The 17100-nt window shown below is 74.9% G+C and carries 15 protein-coding genes; 7 read left to right on the forward strand and 8 right to left on the reverse strand.

The genetic code is table 11. The features are described 5' to 3' along the window. Positions 1 to 33: 33 nt before the first annotated feature. The 4 genes from HKK73_RS01995 to HKK73_RS02010 form a co-directional block, all read right to left on the reverse strand. The gene (locus HKK73_RS01995; protein ID WP_171467327.1) at positions 34 to 1656 is read right to left on the reverse strand and encodes an ATP-dependent DNA helicase RecQ; all 1623 of its coding nucleotides are present in this window, start codon (positions 1654 to 1656) and stop codon (positions 34 to 36) included. Continuing rightward, the gene (locus HKK73_RS02000) at positions 1653 to 3461 is read right to left on the reverse strand and encodes a pyruvate dehydrogenase (RefSeq protein WP_051028717.1); all 1809 of its coding nucleotides are present in this window, start codon (positions 3459 to 3461) and stop codon (positions 1653 to 1655) included. The genes HKK73_RS01995 and HKK73_RS02000 overlap by 4 nt, the downstream gene beginning before the upstream one ends. Positions 3462 to 3617: 156 nt before the next feature. Further along, complete coding sequence (locus HKK73_RS02005; RefSeq protein ID WP_171467328.1) at positions 3618 to 4604, reverse strand: NAD(P)/FAD-dependent oxidoreductase; 987 nt, start codon at positions 4602 to 4604, stop codon at positions 3618 to 3620. A gap of 8 nt (positions 4605 to 4612) precedes the next feature. Next, positions 4613 to 5554, reverse strand: coding sequence for a trans-aconitate 2-methyltransferase (locus HKK73_RS02010; protein ID WP_081599858.1), 942 nt, complete (start codon positions 5552 to 5554; stop codon positions 4613 to 4615). Between the two features lie 47 nt (positions 5555 to 5601). Here HKK73_RS02010 and HKK73_RS02015 point away from each other — a divergent pair, with 47 nt between their 5' ends. Further along, a complete protein-coding gene (locus HKK73_RS02015; protein WP_043652975.1) occupies positions 5602 to 6177 on the forward strand; it encodes a helix-turn-helix domain-containing protein in 576 nt (191 codons plus the stop codon). Between the two features lie 67 nt (positions 6178 to 6244). Here the strand turns inward: HKK73_RS02015 and HKK73_RS02020 are convergent, their stop codons facing one another. Continuing rightward, positions 6245 to 7447 (reverse strand): MFS transporter, encoded by a 1203-nt coding sequence (locus HKK73_RS02020; protein WP_240696645.1) that lies wholly within the window; start codon positions 7445 to 7447, stop codon positions 6245 to 6247. Between the two features lie 265 nt (positions 7448 to 7712). On the opposite strand from HKK73_RS02020, the gene HKK73_RS02025 reads away from it, so the two are divergent. Beyond that, on the forward strand, positions 7713 to 8018 hold the full coding sequence (locus HKK73_RS02025) for a GNAT family N-acetyltransferase (protein ID WP_171467330.1): 306 nt from the start codon (positions 7713 to 7715) through the stop codon (positions 8016 to 8018). Positions 8019 to 8075: 57 nt separating this feature from the next. Here HKK73_RS02025 and HKK73_RS02030 read toward each other — a convergent pair whose 3' ends face one another. Beyond that, entirely contained in the window at positions 8076 to 8807 is a 732-nt protein-coding gene (locus HKK73_RS02030; RefSeq protein WP_051027805.1) for a hypothetical protein, read from the reverse strand. A gap of 225 nt (positions 8808 to 9032) precedes the next feature. Here HKK73_RS02030 and HKK73_RS02035 point away from each other — a divergent pair, with 225 nt between their 5' ends. After that, on the forward strand, positions 9033 to 10901 hold the full coding sequence (locus HKK73_RS02035) for an FAD-binding protein (RefSeq protein ID WP_171467331.1): 1869 nt from the start codon (positions 9033 to 9035) through the stop codon (positions 10899 to 10901). Then, positions 10898 to 11776, forward strand: a complete 879-nt coding sequence (locus HKK73_RS02040; RefSeq protein ID WP_171467332.1) for a 2Fe-2S iron-sulfur cluster-binding protein — start codon at positions 10898 to 10900, stop codon at positions 11774 to 11776. Before HKK73_RS02035 ends, HKK73_RS02040 begins: the two co-directional genes overlap by 4 nt. A 120-nt stretch (positions 11777 to 11896) precedes the next feature. On the opposite strand, the gene pgm is transcribed toward HKK73_RS02040, so the two are convergent. Together pgm and HKK73_RS02050 are read right to left on the reverse strand one after the other, a co-directional pair. Then, positions 11897 to 13591, reverse strand: a complete 1695-nt coding sequence (gene pgm / locus HKK73_RS02045; RefSeq protein WP_171467333.1) for a phosphoglucomutase (alpha-D-glucose-1,6-bisphosphate-dependent) — start codon at positions 13589 to 13591, stop codon at positions 11897 to 11899. 78 nt (positions 13592 to 13669) lie between these two features. Continuing rightward, entirely contained in the window at positions 13670 to 14656 is a 987-nt protein-coding gene (locus HKK73_RS02050; RefSeq protein ID WP_171467334.1) for a TetR/AcrR family transcriptional regulator, read from the reverse strand. A 133-nt stretch (positions 14657 to 14789) separates the two neighbouring features. On the opposite strand from HKK73_RS02050, the gene HKK73_RS02055 reads away from it, so the two are divergent. The 3 genes from HKK73_RS02055 to HKK73_RS02065 all read left to right on the forward strand — a co-directional run bounded on the left by HKK73_RS02055 (position 14790) and on the right by HKK73_RS02065 (position 17082). Further along, entirely contained in the window at positions 14790 to 15800 is a 1011-nt protein-coding gene (locus HKK73_RS02055) for an ABC transporter ATP-binding protein (RefSeq protein ID WP_253705749.1), read from the forward strand. Further along, complete coding sequence (locus HKK73_RS02060; protein ID WP_021483463.1) at positions 15797 to 16660, forward strand: ABC transporter permease; 864 nt, start codon at positions 15797 to 15799, stop codon at positions 16658 to 16660. The genes HKK73_RS02055 and HKK73_RS02060 overlap by 4 nt, the downstream gene beginning before the upstream one ends. Positions 16661 to 16779: 119 nt before the next feature. Beyond that, positions 16780 to 17082 (forward strand): hypothetical protein, encoded by a 303-nt coding sequence (locus HKK73_RS02065; RefSeq protein WP_043652929.1) that lies wholly within the window; start codon positions 16780 to 16782, stop codon positions 17080 to 17082. Positions 17083 to 17100: the final 18 nt, after the last annotated feature.

Here is a 17100-nt window from a genome sequence, read left to right on the forward strand (position 1 = left end):
CCCGACGCGCGCCCGCGCCGGCCACCGGCGGGGTCAGGACGCCGTGAGCAGGCCCTGGTCCGTCACCGCGTCGAGGCTCAGGGTCCGGTACCCGTGCGTCTCGAAGAGCACCGTCACGCGGTCGTCGCCCTCGTAGCCCATGACGGTCCCCTCGCCGAACTCCGGGTGCCGCACCGGCGTGCCCGTCGACCACGGCGCGGACGCGTCGTCGGCGGCCCGCTCCTCCGCGGTGCCGGCCCAGCAGCTGTCGCAGCGCCCGCACGGCTCGGGCAGCTCCTCGCCGAGGTAGGCGAGCAGGAACTGGCGGCGGCACTGCGGGGTCTCGGCGTACGCGCGCATCATCTGCAGGCGCGAGTCGTCGACCCGGCGCCGGGCCTCCGCGAGCTCGTGCGCGACGTCGGCCACCGCACCCGGGCGCGCGTCCTCACCGGCGAGCGCCCGCGCGTCCTCCACGAGCGCGCGCAGGCGTGCGAGACGCCGCGGCAGCCGGGCCCGCCCTCCTGACGACGACGTGCCCGACGCCGGGCCGCCCCGGCCCAGGGCGCGCGCGACCTCGCGGAGGTCGTCGCGGTCGGGCACGCCGACCGCGAAGTAGCGCTGGAGGCCCAGGTCCTCCGGCCGGTAGAAGAGCACCGCGACGGCGGGCTCGCCGTCGCGGCCCGCGCGGCCGACCTCCTGGTAGTAGGCGTCCGGGGAACCGGGGACGTCCGCGTGGACGACGAACCGCACGTCCGGCTTGTCGATGCCCATGCCGAACGCGGACGTCGCGACCACGACGTCCACCTCGTCGTCCGTGAACCGCCGCTGGGCCTCGTCGCGCTCGGCCCGCCGCAGCCCGCCGTGGTAGGCCGCGGTGCGCAGGCCCGCCTCCGCGAGCGCGTCGGCGACCTCGGTCGTGCGACGTCGCGTGCCCACGTAGACGATCCCCACGCCGTGCTCGGCCTCCGCGCGCACCCGCTCGACGACCGCGCGGTCCTTGTCCGCCGCCTCGACCGTGCGCACGACCTCCAGCGCGATCCCCGGGCGGGCGAACCCGCGGACGATCACCGCGGCGTCGCGCAGGTGCAGGCGCTCGGCGACGTCCTCGCGCACGGGCGGGGACGCTGTCGCGGTGAGCGCGAGCACGGGCGGTCGCGGGTCGAGCGTGTCGAGGCGCTCGCCGACGCGCAGGTACTCGGGCCGGAAGTCGTGCCCCCAGGTCGAGACGCAGTGCGCCTCGTCGACAGCGACGAGGCTGGGCCGGGCCGCGCGGACGGCGTCGAGCACCTCCTCGTTGGCGAGCTGCTCCGGCGAGAGGAAGAGGAACTCCAGCTCGCCCGCGGCGGCGGCCTCGAGCGCGGCGCGGCGCTCGGCTGCGGGCACGGCCGAGCTCACGGCGGCGGCCCGCGCGTCGTCGTCGCCGAGCTCGAGGAGGGAGCGCACCTGGTCCTGCTGGAGCGCGATGAGCGGCGAGACGACGAGCGTCGGCCCGGGCAGCTCGAGGCCGGGGAGCTGGTAGACCGCGGACTTGCCGGCCCCCGTGGGCAGCACGAGCAGGACGTCGCGGCCGTCGAGGAGCGCGGTGATCGCCTCGCGCTGCCCGGGGCGCAGGTCGCGGTAGCCGAAGACCTCCCGGGCGGTGTCGCGGACGTCGGCGAGGGTGGGCTCGTCGGTCACGGGCGGGGCACGTTGCGCAGGTTGGCGCGGGCCATCGAGACGACCTCGCCCATGCCGCCGCCGAGGACCTCCTTGCTCATCGCGACCGCGAACCCGCGGACCTGGCCCGCGGTGATGTTCGGCGGGATCGAGAGCGCGCGGGGGTCGGTGACGACGTCGACGAGCGCCGGCCCCGGCCGGTTCAGCGCCTCCTGGAGCGCGCGGCGCAGATCCTTCGGCTTCTCGACGCGCACCGCCGGGATGCCGATCGCGTTCGCGACCGCGGCGTAGTCCACGGGCGGCGACTCGGTGCCGAACATCGGCAGCCCGTCGACGAGCATCTCGAGGCGCACCATGCCGAGGCTCGCGTTGTCGAACAGGACGACCTTGACCGGCAGGTCGTAGTGCTTGAGCGTCACGAGCTCGCCGAGCAGCATCGAGAGGCCGCCGTCACCGGCCATGGCGACGACCTGGCGTTCGCGGCCCCCTGCACGCCCGGCGGCCGCGGCGCCGATGGCGTGGGGGAGCGCGTTGGCCATCGAGCCGTGGATGAACGACCCGATGACGCGGCGCTTCCCGTTGGGCGTGATGTACCGCGCGGCCCACACGTTGCACATGCCCGTGTCGACGGTGAACACCGCGTCGTCGGCGGCGACCTGGTCGAGCGTGTCGGCGACGAACTCGGGGTGGATCGGCGTCGTGCGCTCGACCTTCTTCGTGTACGCCCCGACGACGCCGGTCATCGCCTTCTCGTGCTTGGCAACCATCGAGTCGAGGAACTTGCGGGACCGCGCCTTCTTCACGAGCGGCAGGAGCGCGCGCACCGTCTCGCCGACGTCACCCACGACGGCGAGGTCCAGGCGCGTGCGCCGCCCGAGGTGGGTCGGGTCGACGTCGACCTGCGCCGTACGGACCGACTCCGGGAGGAACTGGTCGTACGGGAAGTCGGTGCCGAGCAGCACGAGGAGGTCGCAGTCGTGCATGGCGTCGAACGCGGCGCCGTAGCCGAGGAGGCCGGACATGCCGACGTCGAACGGGTTGTCGTACTGGATGAACTCCTTGCCGCGCAGCGAGTGGCCCACGGGCGCGGCGATCTTGTCGGCGAGCGCGATCACGTCGTCGTGCGCGCCGCGCACGCCCGCGCCGGCGAAGATCGTGACCTTCTTCGCGGCGTCGATCGCGTCAGCGAGCTGCTGGACGGCGGTCGCGTCGGGGACGACGCGCGGGGGCGCGGGCCGACACGCGACGTCGGGCACGGCGGCCGGGGCGTCGAGGTCGGCGACGTCGCCCGGGAGCGTGAGGACGGAGACGCCGCGGGCGCCGTACGCGTGGTGGATCGCGGAGTTGATGACGCGCGGCGCCTGCTCGGCGCTCGAGATCATCTCCGAGTAGACGGAGCACTCGGTGAACAGGCGGTCGGGGTGGGTCTCCTGGAAGAACCCGGTGCCGATCTGCTTGCTCGGGATGTGGCTCGCGATGGCGAGCACGGGCACGCGCGACCGGTTGGCGTCGTACAGGCCGTTGATGAGGTGGAGGTTGCCCGGCCCGCACGACCCCGCGCACACCGCGAGGCTGCCCGTGACCTCGGCCTCGGCAGCCGCGGCGAACGCGGCGGCCTCCTCGTGGCGCACGTGGATCCACTCGATTCCCTTGCCCGCGTTCTCGCCCGCGTTGGACCGGTGCACGGCGTCGACCACGGGGTTGAGGCTGTCGCCGACGATGCCGTAGATCCGGCGCACCCCCGCCTCGATGAGCTGCGCGACGAGCAGGTCGGCGACCGTGCGGTTGCGCTTGTCCTGCGGGGAGCGACCGATTCCGAACGGCATGACGTACCTCCACGGTGGGCTGGGGTCGTCCTCCATCGTGCGACGGGCCGCCCGGCCGCGCAGCGCGAGCGGGCGTCTCGTGCGTCACCCTCCGCGCGGCCGGGCCCGCGGTCGCCCCCCGACCGCGGGCCCGGCCCGGTGCCTCGGGCCGCCGCCTCAGACCGCGGGCTCGGCGTGCGCCGCGAACGGCGTCCGTCGTCGTGCGACGGCCGCCGCGGCGTCCGCCTGCGCGAGCTCCCCGTGGATCCCCGCGCCGGCCATGACCCCGGCCGCCGCCGACGCGCCGACCTGCGCCATGAGGTCGCTCGAGTTGCCCGCGGCCCACACGCCCGGCACGGCGGTCGCGCCGCGCGGGTCGGCGGGCACGAACCGGCCTGCCGGGTGCTCCTCGAGCGTCCCGCCGAGCTGCTCGAACAGCTCGCCGCGCGCGACGAACCGCGGCCCGACGACGACCGCGTCCACCGGGAACGACGTCCCGTCGCTCAGCACGACCGACCGCACCGACCGGCCGTCGACGTCGAGCCGCGCGACCTCGCCCTCGACCACGCGCACGCCGAGCGCCGAGAGCTGCTCCCACGTGGCGTCGTCGGGCTCGGGGGCGGTGTGCTGGAACAGCGTGACGTGCGGGGTGAGCTGGCGGAACAGCAGCACCTGGTGGGCCGCGGCGGGCCCGGTCGCGAGCACCGCGATCCGCTGCCCCCGCACCTCCCACCCGTGGCAGAACGGGCAGTGCAGCACGCTCGACCCCCAGCCCTCGCGGACCCCGGGGACGTCGGGCAGCTCGTCGACCAGGCCGGTCGCGAGCAGCACGCGGCGCGCGCGGACCGTCCCGCCGTCGTCGAGCGTGAGCGTGAAGCCGGACCCGGCGTCGCCCTCGGCGCGGGCGACGCGCGCGTCGCGGACCTCGGCGCCGTAGCCCTCGGCCTCGGCGCGGCCCGTGGCCAGCAGCTCGCGCGGCGGCACGCCCTCGCGCCCGAGCAGGTTGTGCGCGCCCTCCGCGGGCGCGTTGCGGGGTTCGCCGGCGTCGAGCACGACGACGGACCGCAGCGACCGCGCGAGCGTCACCGCGGCGCTCAGCCCGGCGGGGCCGCCGCCGACGATCGCGACGTCGTAGGGGGCGTTCTTCTCGGTGGTGGTGTCCATGACTCTCCTCAGCGGGGGCGGCGGGCGGCCCAGACGACGCGGCCGCCCCGGGCGCGGACGGTGTGGTCGGTCGTGCCGGGCGCGGTCGCCGCGAGCACGGCGTCGAGCGCGGCGAGGTCGGCGGGCTCCAGCCGGTCCGCCAGGTGCTCGCGCTGGCGCAGCGCGGTGGCGTGCGCCCAGCGGGACGTGTCCGGCCCCGGCGGCACGACGGCGGTCGGCTCGCGCCGGTCCACCACCTCCAGCCCGGCGTCGGTCAGGTACGGGGTCCAGTCGGGGTAGCGGTTCCAGCCGGCGTGCGCCATGGCGCGCTCGAGGCGCGCGGTGAGGTCGGCGTGGTCCGCGCCGTCGGGCAGGACGGGCGACGTCGCGGTCATCTCGACGACGATGAGCAGGCCGCCCGGGGCGAGCGCGTCGCGGGCGTCGTGCAGGACGCGCGCCGGGTCGGCGACGTGGTGCAGCGAGGCCGACGCCCACACGACGTCCGCGGCGCCGACGGGCGGCCACCCGGCGTCGAGGTCGGCCTCGACGGTGCGCACGCGGTCAGCGAGACCCGTCCCGGCGAGCCGGGCGCGCAGGCGGTCGAGCATCGCGGCGTCCGCGTCGACCGCCACGATCTCGGCCTCCGGGAACGCCCGCGCGAGCGCCCGGGTGCCGGTGCCGGTCCCCGCGCCGAGGTCGACGACGGCGCGCGTCGGGGCCGGGGCGTGCCCGACGGCGACCGCGACGGCCTCGTCGAGGAGACCGTCGAAGACCAGCGCGTCGAGCTCGAGCAGCTCGGCCAGCCCGGCGCCGTCGTGCGGGCCTTGGGCGTGGGCGTGCCCGTGCCCGGGCGCGTCGCCGGGGGTGTGCCCGTGCTCGCGGAGGTGCCCGGAGGCGTGACCGGCGCGGTGCGGGGAGTCCTCGGCGGCTTCGGGGGTGGGCGCGGGGCGCCCGGGGGCGGGGAGGTCCATGGCTCCACCGTAGGACGACCGTGCGCGCTGAGCATATGATCTTGCTCATGACGCAAGAACCGGATCTCGACGCCGTCGTGCGGCAACGCATCCGCGGGCTGCGGCTCGCGCGCGGATGGACGCTCGACGCGCTCGCCGCGCGCTGCTTCCTCAGCCCGTCCACGCTCAGCCGCATCGAGACCGGGCACCGGCGCATCGCGCTCGACCAGCTCGTGCCGATCGCCCGCGCGCTCGGCACGACCCTCGACCAGCTCGTCGAGCCCGTCGACGACGAGGACGTCGTGATCCGGCCCGAGCCGCAGCGCCGCCCGGGGGAGACCACGTGGCTGCTGTCGCGCGAGCGGACCGGGACGATGGTCGCGAAGATGCGCCTCACGCCCGAGCGCGCCGTCGGGCCGGAGCACCAGCGCGTCCACCCGGGGCACGAGTGGTTCACCGTGCTGTCCGGGACGGCCGTCGTCTACCTCGCGGACCGCCGGATCCTCGTCCACGAGGGCCAGGCGGCGGAGTTCTCGACGATGGTGCCGCACTCGTTCGGCGCGCACGACGGCCCGGTCGAGATCCTCACGATCTTCGACCAGGAGGGCGAGCGGGCCCACCTCTCGGGCGCCGACCCGGCCTGAGCGTCGCGCCGGCCGTGGCCGGACCGATACCCGGTCGATGCTCCCCCGGCGCGATCCGGCGCCTCCGTCAGTGGGCCGGCGTGCCGTCCGTGACGTCCTCGCGGTCGGCGCTGCGTCGCAGGGACCGCAGGGCCACGAGCACCAGCACGACGGCGAGCGCGGCCGCCGCGACGACGACCTCGAACCCGGCGTGCGCGCCGCCCGCGTCGATGCGCGACCCGGCGACGGACGACCCGATCGACACCCCGACGCCGAGCGACGTCCCGACCCACGCGAGGCCCTCGGTGAGCTGGGTCGGGGCCACGAGGTTCTGCACGAGGTTGTTGCCGTTGATGAGCGTCGGCGCGATGGCGAACCCGGTGACGAACATGACCGCCGCGAGGACGGGGATCGACGTGACGAAGAAGAACAGCGAGACGCCCGCGGCGAGCGCGACGATCCCGATGACGAACCGGCGCCACAGCGGGGACACCCAGTGGCGGGCGCCGTAGACGAGGCCGGAGATGAGCGAGCCCAGGGCGAACACGGCGAGGATGACGCCGGCGGCGCCCTTCTGGCCCTCCTCCTCGGCGAACGCGATGGTCGAGACGTCGGTCGCGCCGAACACGATGCCCATCGCCACGAAGATCACGGCGAGCACGACCATGCCCGTCGACCGCATGGCCGAGCGCTGCTTGACGCCGGCCTCGGGCACGACGACGGGCGGCTCGGTCGCACGCTGGGACAGGAACCACAGCCCGCCCACGACCGCCGCGACCAGGGGGACGACCAGCCCGGCCGACGGCGACACGCTCGTCGCGAGCACGGTCGCGAGCACGGGCCCGACGACGAACACGAGCTCGTCGAGCGCGGACTCGAGCGAGTACGCGGTGTGCAGGCGCCGCGCGTCGGGCACGACGTGCGTCCAGCGCGCGCGGACCATCGAGCCGTACGACCCCTGCGTCGCGCCGGAGACGGCGGCGAACACGTAGAGCGTCCACTCGGGCGCGCGCAGCACGGCGCACAGGATGAGCCCGCCGAGCCCGAGCGTCGCGGCGGCGAGCAGCGGCAGCATGACGACGCGCTGCCCCGTGCGGTCCACGAGGCGCGCGATCTGCGGCGACACGACCGCCTGCGCGACGACGAGCGCGGCCGCGACGCGTCCCGCGAGGGCGTACTCGCCGTAGATGCCCTGGATCATGAGGATCGTGCCGATGCCGACCATCGACATCGGCAGGCGCGCGACGAGCGCCGCGGCGGAGAACCGCCACGCGCCGGGCAGCGTGAGCACGGCGCGGTAGGGGTTGCGGGAGGCCCGGACGGGGGCGTCGGGCGCGGTGCCCGACGTCGTCCCCTCGGTCGTCAGGTCGTCCCGCCGGTGCTCGGGGTTCTCGGGGTCGTCAGCGCGCGACGGGGAATCCTGGACCACCGTCCCAGTGTCGCACCCGGAAGCCGTCCGGCCGGTAGCGAATTCGCCACGCGAGGCCCGACGTGACGGCCGTCTCAGGCGTCGCGCCGCGGTTGTCCGGGGGCGCCGGGCCGACGACGATGGCGGCATGACCGACAGCCCCGCACCCCGCACGCCCACCGTCACCGTCATCGACGAGGGCGACCGCTTCGAGGCCCGCACCGACGACGGCGTCGTCGCCGGCTTCGCCGCCTACGTGCGGGAGCCGGGCGCGGTGATCTTCACGCACACCGAGGTCGACCCCGCGTTCGAGGGGCGCGGCGTCGGGTCCGCGCTCGCCGCGGGCGCGCTCGACAGCGTGCGGGAGTCGGGCGAGCGCGTCGTCGCGCTGTGCCCCTTCATCCGTGCGTACGTCGAGCGGCACCCGGAGTACGAGGATCTGACCCGGCGCTGAGCGCACGAGAGCCCCGGTCCGTCGGGACCGGGGCTCTCGCGGCAGGCGCGGGCGGCGTCAGGAGATCGTGCCGGTGCCCTCGCCCTCGATGCGCTCGTCGTGCAGGAGCTCGCCCTCCGCGTCCACGGGCGTGATCACGGCGTCGAACGTGATCGGCGAGCCGGGCTGGTAGCGGAAGTTCGTGGCGTACGAGTACGACTGGCCCGTCGCGAACGGGTACACCGACGGCTCGCGGTACGCCTGGTTGTGCATCGCGTCGTCGTGCACGCCCTGCGCCTCGTACAGCGCGTCGTCGACGATCGTGTCCATGCCCTGCATGTACGGCCAGTCGTCGTAGCGCTCGTCGATGCTCACGAGGCTCGAGCCGAGGTCGATCGGGTCGCCCTCGTTCGTGATGACGTAGTTGATGAAGACGATGTCGTCGCCCGCGGCGATGAGCGGCTGGTTGGTGTCGGGGTCGACGAACAGGCCGTCCTTCGAGGCCTGCGTGACGCCCACCTGGTAGACGTCGACGCGCACGTCGCCGACCGTGAACGTCGAGATCTGCTCGCCCGGCGTCGCGACGGGGTTGGCCCAGTCGGGGAGCTCGCCGTCCGAGGCGGTCTCCTCCGCCGCGGCGTCGTCGGCCTCCTCGGCGTCCTCGGCGGGCGCGGACTCCTCCGTCGTCGTCTCCTCGGGGGCCGACGTCTTCGGGGCGTCCCCGCCGTCGACGGCGACGGTGCACGCGGTGAGGCCGAGCGCGAGCGCGGCGGCGACGGTCAGGCGGGCGGCGGTACGGGCGGGACGCATGAGTGCTCCGGTGGTTCGGGGAGGGGTTCCGCACGGACCTTACCCACAGACGGGTCGTGGGCTCGATGGGGAGCGGTGCCCATGGGGCCCCGGACCGGGACCTTCGCCTGTTGCGCTGCCCCGGCGGCGCGGGGACCCTTCCCCTATGCCTCGGCACGCTCTCCCCCTGCTCCGCCCTGCACCCCCGGCACCGGCCAGCCCCTCCCGCACGCCCCGAGGACGCCGGTGACCGCGCTGCGCGTCGAGCGCGCCGACGTGGTCGTGGTCGGGGGCGGCGCCGCCGGGCTGAGCGCGGCGCTCGCCGTCGCCGAGGCGGCGGCCCGCGACGACGGTCGCGCCCCCGTGGTCGCGCTCGTGTCGAAGGTGTACCCGATGCGCTCGCACACGGTCGCCGCGGAGGGCGGCGCGGCGGGCGTCGTGGGGGACGACGACTCGCTCGAGCAGCACGTCGCCGACACCCTCGCGGGCGGCGCCGGGCTGTGCGAGGAGGACGCCGTCCGGTTCGTCGTGGAGCGGGCGGCCGGCGAGCTCTACCGGCTCGAGCGGTGGGGGCTGCCGTGGTCGCGCACCGACGCCGGCGACGTGGCCGTCCGCCGGTTCGGCGGCATGAGCCGCGCGCGCACCTGGTTCGCCGCCGACAAGACCGGCTTCCACCTCCTGCACACCCTGTTCCAGACGTCGCTGCGGCACTCCGGCCCCGACGGTCCCGTCCGCCGGTACGACGAGCACCACGTGCTCGACCTCCTGGTCGACGACCCGGGCGGGCCGCACGCCCGGGTGCGCGGCGTCGTCGTGCACGACCAGCACCGCGGCGAGCCGCTGCTCCTGGAGGCGCCCGCCGTGGTCCTCGCGACGGGTGGCTCGGCGCGCGCGTGGGGGACCAGCACGAACGCGGGCATCTGCACGGGCGACGGCACCGCGATGGCGCTGCGGGCGGGCGTGCCGCTGCGCGACCTGGAGTTCCTCCAGTTCCACCCGACCGGCCTCCCGGGCAGCGGCATCCTCCTCACCGAGGCCGCGCGCGGCGAGGGCGGGGTGCTGCTCGACGCCGACGGCCGCCGCTACCTCGCCGACTACGGCCTCGGTCCCGAGTCGCCCGTCGGGGCGCCTGTGCCGCGCACCATGGAGCTCGGGCCGCGCGACCGCCTGTCGCAGGCGTTCTGGCACGCCGACCGTGACGGGCGCACGATCCCGACGCCCGACGGCGGCGTCGTCCTGCTCGACCTGCGGCACCTCGGCAAGGAGCGGCTCGCCGAGCGGCTGCCGCTCGTGACCGGCCTCGCCAAGCAGTTCGCGGGCGTCGACCCGGCGGACGAGCCCGTCCCCGTCCGCCCGACGGCGCACTACACGATGGGCGGCATCCGCACCGACGCGCGCGGCACGACCGGCGTCGCCGGGCTGTTCGCCGCGGGGGAGTGCGCCTCCACCGGCCTGCACGGCGCCAACCGGCTCGGGTCCAACTCGCTCGTCGAGACGCTCGTCGTCGGGCGCGCGGCGGGCGAGGCGGCGCTCGCGTGGTCGCGGGAGGTCGGTCAGCCCGGGGCCGACGGCGGGCCCTCGGCCCTCCCGACGGGTCCCGCGGTCGTGGACCGGGCCGCCGAGATCGCCGACGGCTACCTCGCGATGCGCGGCCGGGGGACCGAGCCGCCCGCCGCGATCCGGGCCGAGCTCGGGCGCGTCCTCGACGCCGACGCCGGGATCTACCGCGACGCCGACGGCCTGCGGCGGGCGCTCGGGGCCGTCGAGGACCTGCGGGCCCGGTACGACGACGTGCGCGTCGCCGACACGAGCGCCGTGCTCAACACCGACTGGGCGACGACCGTCGAGCTCGGCGCGACGCTGCTCGTCGCGCACGCGACCGTCGCCGCCGCGCTCGCGCGCGAGGAGTCGCGCGGCGCCCACCAGCGGCTGGACTTCCCGGCACCGGACACGGTGGCGCGCCACTCCGAGGTCCGCCTCGGCGCGGGCGGCGCCATCGAGGTGGCGCACGTCCCGGTGGGCGCCGGGACCCCCGCCGAGCACGGGGTTGCTGTCGGGAAGGGCCCGGAGACGACGAGAACGTCGTTCTCGGCGAAGGAGGGAGAGGGCGCGTGAGCGAGCAGACGGTGCGGCTGGAGGTCGCGCGCACGTCGCCCGACGGCGCGGGCACCGGCGGGCGGGACGTGTTCGACGTGCCCTACGACGACCGCACGTCCGTGCTCGACGGGCTCCAGTGGGTCAAGGACCACGCCGACCCCACGCTGACGTTCCGGTGGTCGTGCAAGATGGCGGTCTGCGGGAGCTGCGGCGTCATGGTCAACGGCCGCCCGGTGCTCGGGTGCGAGACGTTCGTGCGCGGCTACCGCACGTCCGGCCTCGTCGTCGAGCCGCTCGCGCACGCCGAGGTGCTCCGCGACCTCGTCGTGGACACCGACACGTTCCTCGGCAAGCTCGCCACCGTGCAGCCCTGGCTTGTGCCCGACGGCGCCACGCGCCTCCCGCTCGTCGACCCGCCCTCGGCCGCGGTCGGGGCTGAAGCCGGCGCCGGGGCGGGGGCCGGCGTCGGGGGCGAGGTGGGCGAGGACGTCGACGGCTCGCGGACGCCGGACGGTGGCGACGTGCTGCGGGCGGTCGGGCCGGCGTCGGGCCACCGGCAGACGCCGGGCGAGCTCGCCGCGTTCAAGGGCTTCGCCGAGTGCATCGACTGCATGCTCTGCTACGCGGCGTGCCCGCAGCTCGACGTCGCGCCCGACTTCCTCGGCCCGGCAGTCGTCGCGACGGCGCGCCGCTGGGACGAGGACTCGCGCGACGCGGGCGAGCTCGACCGCGCCGACGTCCTCGACACCGAGTTCGGCGCCTGGCCGTGCATCCAGATCGGTGCGTGCACGCAGGTCTGCCCGAAGGGCGTCGACCCGGCCCGCGCGCTCCGCGACGCCCAGCGCGTCGCGACGGACACGTGGGACGAGCGCGAGCGCCGTCGGACGACGTAGCCCCTTCTCGCGAGGGAGAGCCCCGGTCCCGCGAGGTAGAGGCGTGGTCCCGCGAGGTAGAGCCCCGGTTTCGCGAGGTAGAGGCGTGGTGGTGACCACGCCTCTACCTCGGCGGGGGCGTCAGCTCCCGAGGGCCGCGGAGACGACGTCCTTCGCCTCGGCCTGGACCTGGGACAGGTGCTCCGCGGAGACGAACGACTCGGCGTAGATCTTGTAGACGTTCTCCGTGCCCGACGGCCGGGCCGCGAACCACGCGTTCTCGGTCGTCACCTTGAGCCCGCCGATCGGGGCGTCGTTCCCCGGGGCGTTCGTGAGCTTCGCGGTGATCGGCTCGCCGGCGAGCTCGGTCGCGGTGACCTGCTCGGGCGAGAGCTTGCCGAGCGTCGCCTTCTCCTCGAGCGTCGCGGGCGCGTCGACGCGCGCGTACCAGGACTCGCCGTAGCGCTCGACGAGGTCGCGGTGGTGCTCGGACGGCGTGCGGCCCGTCGTCGCGATGATCTCCGACGCGAGCAGCGCGAGGAGCAGGCCGTCCTTGTCCGTGGACCAGACGCGGCCGTCCTTGCGGAGGAACGACGCCCCCGCGGACTCCTCGCCGCCGAACCCGACCGAGCCGTCGAGCAGGCCGGGCACGAACCACTTGAACCCGACGGGGACCTCGACGAGCCGACGGCCGAGCCCGCCCGCGACGCGGTCGATGAGCGCGGACGACACGAGCGTCTTGCCGATCGCGGCGTCGTCGCGCCAGCCCTCGCGCGCGCCGCCGTAGAGGTACTGGATCGCGACGGCGAGGTAGTGGTTGGGGTTCATGAGCCCGGCGTCGGGCGTGACGATCCCGTGGCGGTCGGAGTCGGCGTCGTTCCCGGTGGCGACGTCGAACGGCGCGCCGCCCTCGGCGTTCCCGGACTCCCCGGTCATGCCCGCGACGAGGGACGCCATCGCGTACGGCGAGGAGCAGTCCATGCGGATCTTGCCGTCCCAGTCGAGCGTCATGAACGCCCAGCGGGGGTCGACCTGCGGGTTGACGACCGTGAGGTCGAGCCCGTACCGCTCGCCGATCTCGCCCCAGTACTCGACCGACGCGCCGCCCAGCGGGTCGGCGCCGATCCGCACGCCGGAGTCACGGATCGCGTCGAGGTCGAGGACGTTCGCCAGGTCGTCGACGTACGTGGTGAGGAAGTCGTGCTTGTGCACGTGCTCGGACGTGAGCGCCTGGGTCAGCGGCACGCGCGGCACGCTGCCGACACCGGTGCGCAGGATCTCGTTCGCGCGGTTCGCGATCCAGCCGGTCGCCTCTGACCCGGCGGGGCCGCCGTGCGGCGGGTTGTACTTGAAGCCACCGTCGCGCGGAGGGTTGTGCGACGGCGTGACGACGATCCCGTCCGCGAGGCCGGGGCCGGTGGTGCGGACGCCGTCGACCGTCGTCGCCTCGTTGTGCAGGAGGATCGACTGCGAGACGGCGGGGGTCGGGGTGAACGAGTCGCGCGCGTCGACGTACGTCTGGACGCCCGCCGCGACGAGGACCTCGAGCGCGGTCTGCCACGCCGGGAGCGACAGCGCGTGCGTGTCGCGGCCGATGAACAGCGGCCCGTCGGTGCCCTGCGAGCGCCGGTACTCGACGATCGCGGCCGTGATCGCGATGATGTGCGCCTCGTTGAACGCGTGGTCCAGGCTCGACCCCCGGTGGCCCGACGTGCCGAACACGACCTTCTGGGCCGGGTCGTCGACGTCGGGCGCGAGGTCGTAGTAGGCGCCGACCACGGCGTCGACGTCGATGAGGTCGCTGGGCTGGGCGGGCGTGCCGGCGCGGGGATCCATGGGTCGATCCTGCCAGGGGTGGCGCCCGCACGTCAGCCGGGACGGACGTCGTGGCGCGGGACCTTCGGCACGACCTCCCTAGCCTGCGGGGTCGGGGTCCTCCGGCGCGGCGGCGGGGTCGTCGGACCGGTCGACGCTCGCGCTGTCGATGGCCAGCTCGACGGCGTCGAGCAGGCGGTCGAGGCTCGCGTCGAAGGGCCCCTGCGGCGCGTCGAAGCCGCCCGCGACGTAGACGCGCGTCATGACGGGGTAGCGCTCGACGTCGAACCAGTCCTCCCAGAAGCTGCCGAGCGTCGTCCAGTACTCGTCGTTGCCCACGCCGGTCGCGTCGCGCTCGGTCCGCTCGGCGATCGTGGCGCGCGCGAGGCCCTGGACGTAGTTGTCGACGAGGCCGAGCGTGTCGACGACCTGGAGCTCGGAGAGACCGGTGTCGACGATGGTCCGCAGCCCGGCCTCCTGGGCGTCGAGCACGTGCGGCGCGAGCGGGGCGCGCCACATGTTGGTCTGGAGGATCCACGGGTGGCGCAGGTAGAGGTTCCACAGCTCGTGCGCGTACTGCGCGAGCGCGGGACGCCACGGGGCTCCCGCGGCGGGCAGGTCGAGCTCGGCGTACGCGCGGTCGATCATGAGGTCGACGAGCTCGGTGCGGCCGGGCACGTAGGTGTAGAGCGACATCGCCCCGACGCCGAGCTCGGTCGCGACGCGGCGCATGGACAGCGCGTCGAGCCCGCCCTCCTGCGCGACGGCGATCCCCGCCCGCACGACGTCGTCGAGCGTGAGGCGCGGCTTGCGGCCGCGCGTCGCGGGGGCCGGCGGGTCCCACAGGAGCGCGAGGCGGCGCGTGATCTCGGGGGTGCGGACGATCTCGGTGAACTGCGCGCGCGCGTGCTCGGCCGCCTGCACCGCGGAGGCGACCCCGGCGTCCGCGGCGGCCGCGACGCCGCGCGTCCGCACGGCGTCGTCGTTGCCCGCGGCGTCCTCGGGGTCCGGGGTCGCGGGCGGGGTCGGCGCGGTGGCGGACGGCGCACGGTCGGCCGCGCGGGCGTCGGTCGGGTCGGTCGTCACGTGCGTATCCTCCCCGACTTCCCGCGGGATCTCGCCTCCGGTGCGAGCGTGCGACGAAGGCTTGCCTTTTCCCGTACACCGTATGCTAGCGTGGTCGCTCCATTTCGGTACGGCGTACGAGAGGGTGGCTCCGGTGATCCGAGCCCGCGGCCTGACCAAGACCTTCCACCGCAAGAAAGAGACCGTCGAGGCCGTCAAGGGCATCGACGTCGACGTCCGGGAGGGCGAGCTCGTCGCCTTCCTCGGCCCGAACGGGGCCGGCAAGTCCACGACCCTGAGGATGCTGACGAGCCTCCTCGCACCGACCGCCGGGACCGCGGAGGTCGCCGGGTACGACGTCGCGCGCGACCCGGCGCGGGTCCGCTCGCGCATCGGCTTCATCGGCCAGGGCAACGGCGGCGGGTTCTCCTACCGCGTGCTCGACGAGCTCCACAACCAGGGCCGCTTCTACGGGCTGCCGCCCACCGAGTACACGCGGCGCGCCGCCGAGCTCCTCGACGCCCTCGACCTCGGCGGGCTCGAGAAGCGGACCGTCCAGTCGCTGTCCGGCGGCCAGCGCCGTCGCCTCGACGTGGCGCTCGGGCTGATGAACCACCCGCCGCTGCTCTTCCTCGACGAGCCGACGACGGGCCTCGACCCCCACGCCCGCGCGAACCTCTGGGAGCACATCGCGGCGATGCGCGAGCGCTACGGCATGACGATCGTGCTCACGACCCACTACCTCGACGAGGCCGACAGCATGGCGGAGCGCGTCGTCGTCATCGACCACGGCGAGATCATCGCCGACGCCACGCCGGACTCCCTCAAGCACGACCACGCGGACGACGTCATCACGCTCGCCGTGGTCCCGGCGCCCGGCGGCGGTGCCCCGGGGGAGGCGTCACCGGGAGCGGTGCCCGACGTCGTCGGCCGCGTCCGCGCGTCCCTCGCCGAGGACGCGGGCCGGGTCGCGACCACGACCGGCGCGGACGGCGTCGTGACGGTCCGCATCTCGACGACGCACGGCGCCGACCGTCTCCCGGAGGCCATCGAGGCGCTGCGCGTCGCGGGGCTGGCCGTGCGCTCGGCGGAGCTCAAGCAGGCGAGCCTCGACGACGTCTTCCTCAACCTCACCGGCCGCAGCCTGCGAGAGGAGGCCGCATGAGCACGCGGACCGACCTGGCGGGCGCACGCGTCGGGGCACCGGCCGCCGGTGCCGACACGGCGATGCGGACCGGCGTCGCGAAGTTCCTCGGCGACACGTGGGCCGTGTTCACGCGCGAGATCCTGCTCGTGCTGCGCGACCCGTTCACGCTGATCTTCTCGCTGCTGCAGCCGCTGATCTTCCTCGGCCTGTTCGGCCCGCTCCTCACGGGCGCGGTCGGCGGGTTCGGTGGCGGCGCACCCGGGGGCGGCGGGTCGACGGCCGAGACGCTGCAGTGGTTCGTCCCGGGCGTGATCGTCATGATCTCGCTGTTCGGCACGTCCATGAGCGGGTCGAACCTGCTCTACGAGATGATGACCGGCTCCTACGAGCGCGTGCTCGCGACGCCGCTCGACCGTTCCGCGATCCTCGTCGGGCGCTCGCTCAAGGAGTTCGCGCCGCTCGTCGTGCAGGGGCTGCTCATCGCGCTCGTGTGCGTCCCGTTCGGCTTCACGCTCTACCCGCTGCACCTGCTCGTCGGGCTCCTGCTGCTCGGGCTGTTCGGCATCGGGGTGGGCGCGCTGTCGATCGCGCTCGCGCTCGCCGCGAAGAACCGCGAGTGGCTGTTCTGGGGAGTGCAGCAGTCGCTGCTGTTCCCGCTGCTCATCCTCTCCGGCATGATGCTGCCGCTCGAGGCCGGGCCGGCGTGGATGCGCACCGCGGCGCTCTTCAACCCGCTGACCTACATCGTCGACGCGGAGCGCGCGCTGCTCGCCGGGTCGTTCGCCGACCCCGACGTGCTGTGGGGCTTCGTCGCCGCGGCGGTGACGTGCGCCGTCGGGCTGTGGGTCGGCATCCGCCGCACCCGCAAGACCGTCTGACGGCTCACCAGGCGCGGCTGCGCGGGGTGAAGGTGCTTCCGGCGGGCGTGGTCGCCGTCCGTGGTGGGTCGGGGGCGTCCATGAGATCGTCGAGCGCAACCGACCACCAGGAGGACGACATGTCGTGGACCACGCCGGCGAAGAAGGCGGTCTCCGGGCTCGTGCTCGCGGTGATCGCCTGCGTGATCTTCTTCGGTGCCGCCGCCGTGGGTTCCTTCCTCACCGCCGTCGTCGTCGCCCCGGACGCTCCCGACGTCACCACACCTGTCCCGCGCGGTGCGCTCAACGCCCTCTACGTCTGCGGGTTCGTCCTCTTCCTCTGGGGAACCTTCCGGATGACGACGGCGACGTGGGAGATGATCGGGAGCATCCGCCGCCCCGCGGAACCCGACGCCGCTCCCAGGCGCCGCGCGTCCCGGTGATCCGGCGGCCCGGGGCTG

The sequence above is a fragment of the Cellulosimicrobium sp. 72-3 genome (assembly GCF_013127315.1).
GTDB classification, from domain to species: domain Bacteria; phylum Actinomycetota; class Actinomycetes; order Actinomycetales; family Cellulomonadaceae; genus Cellulosimicrobium; species Cellulosimicrobium funkei.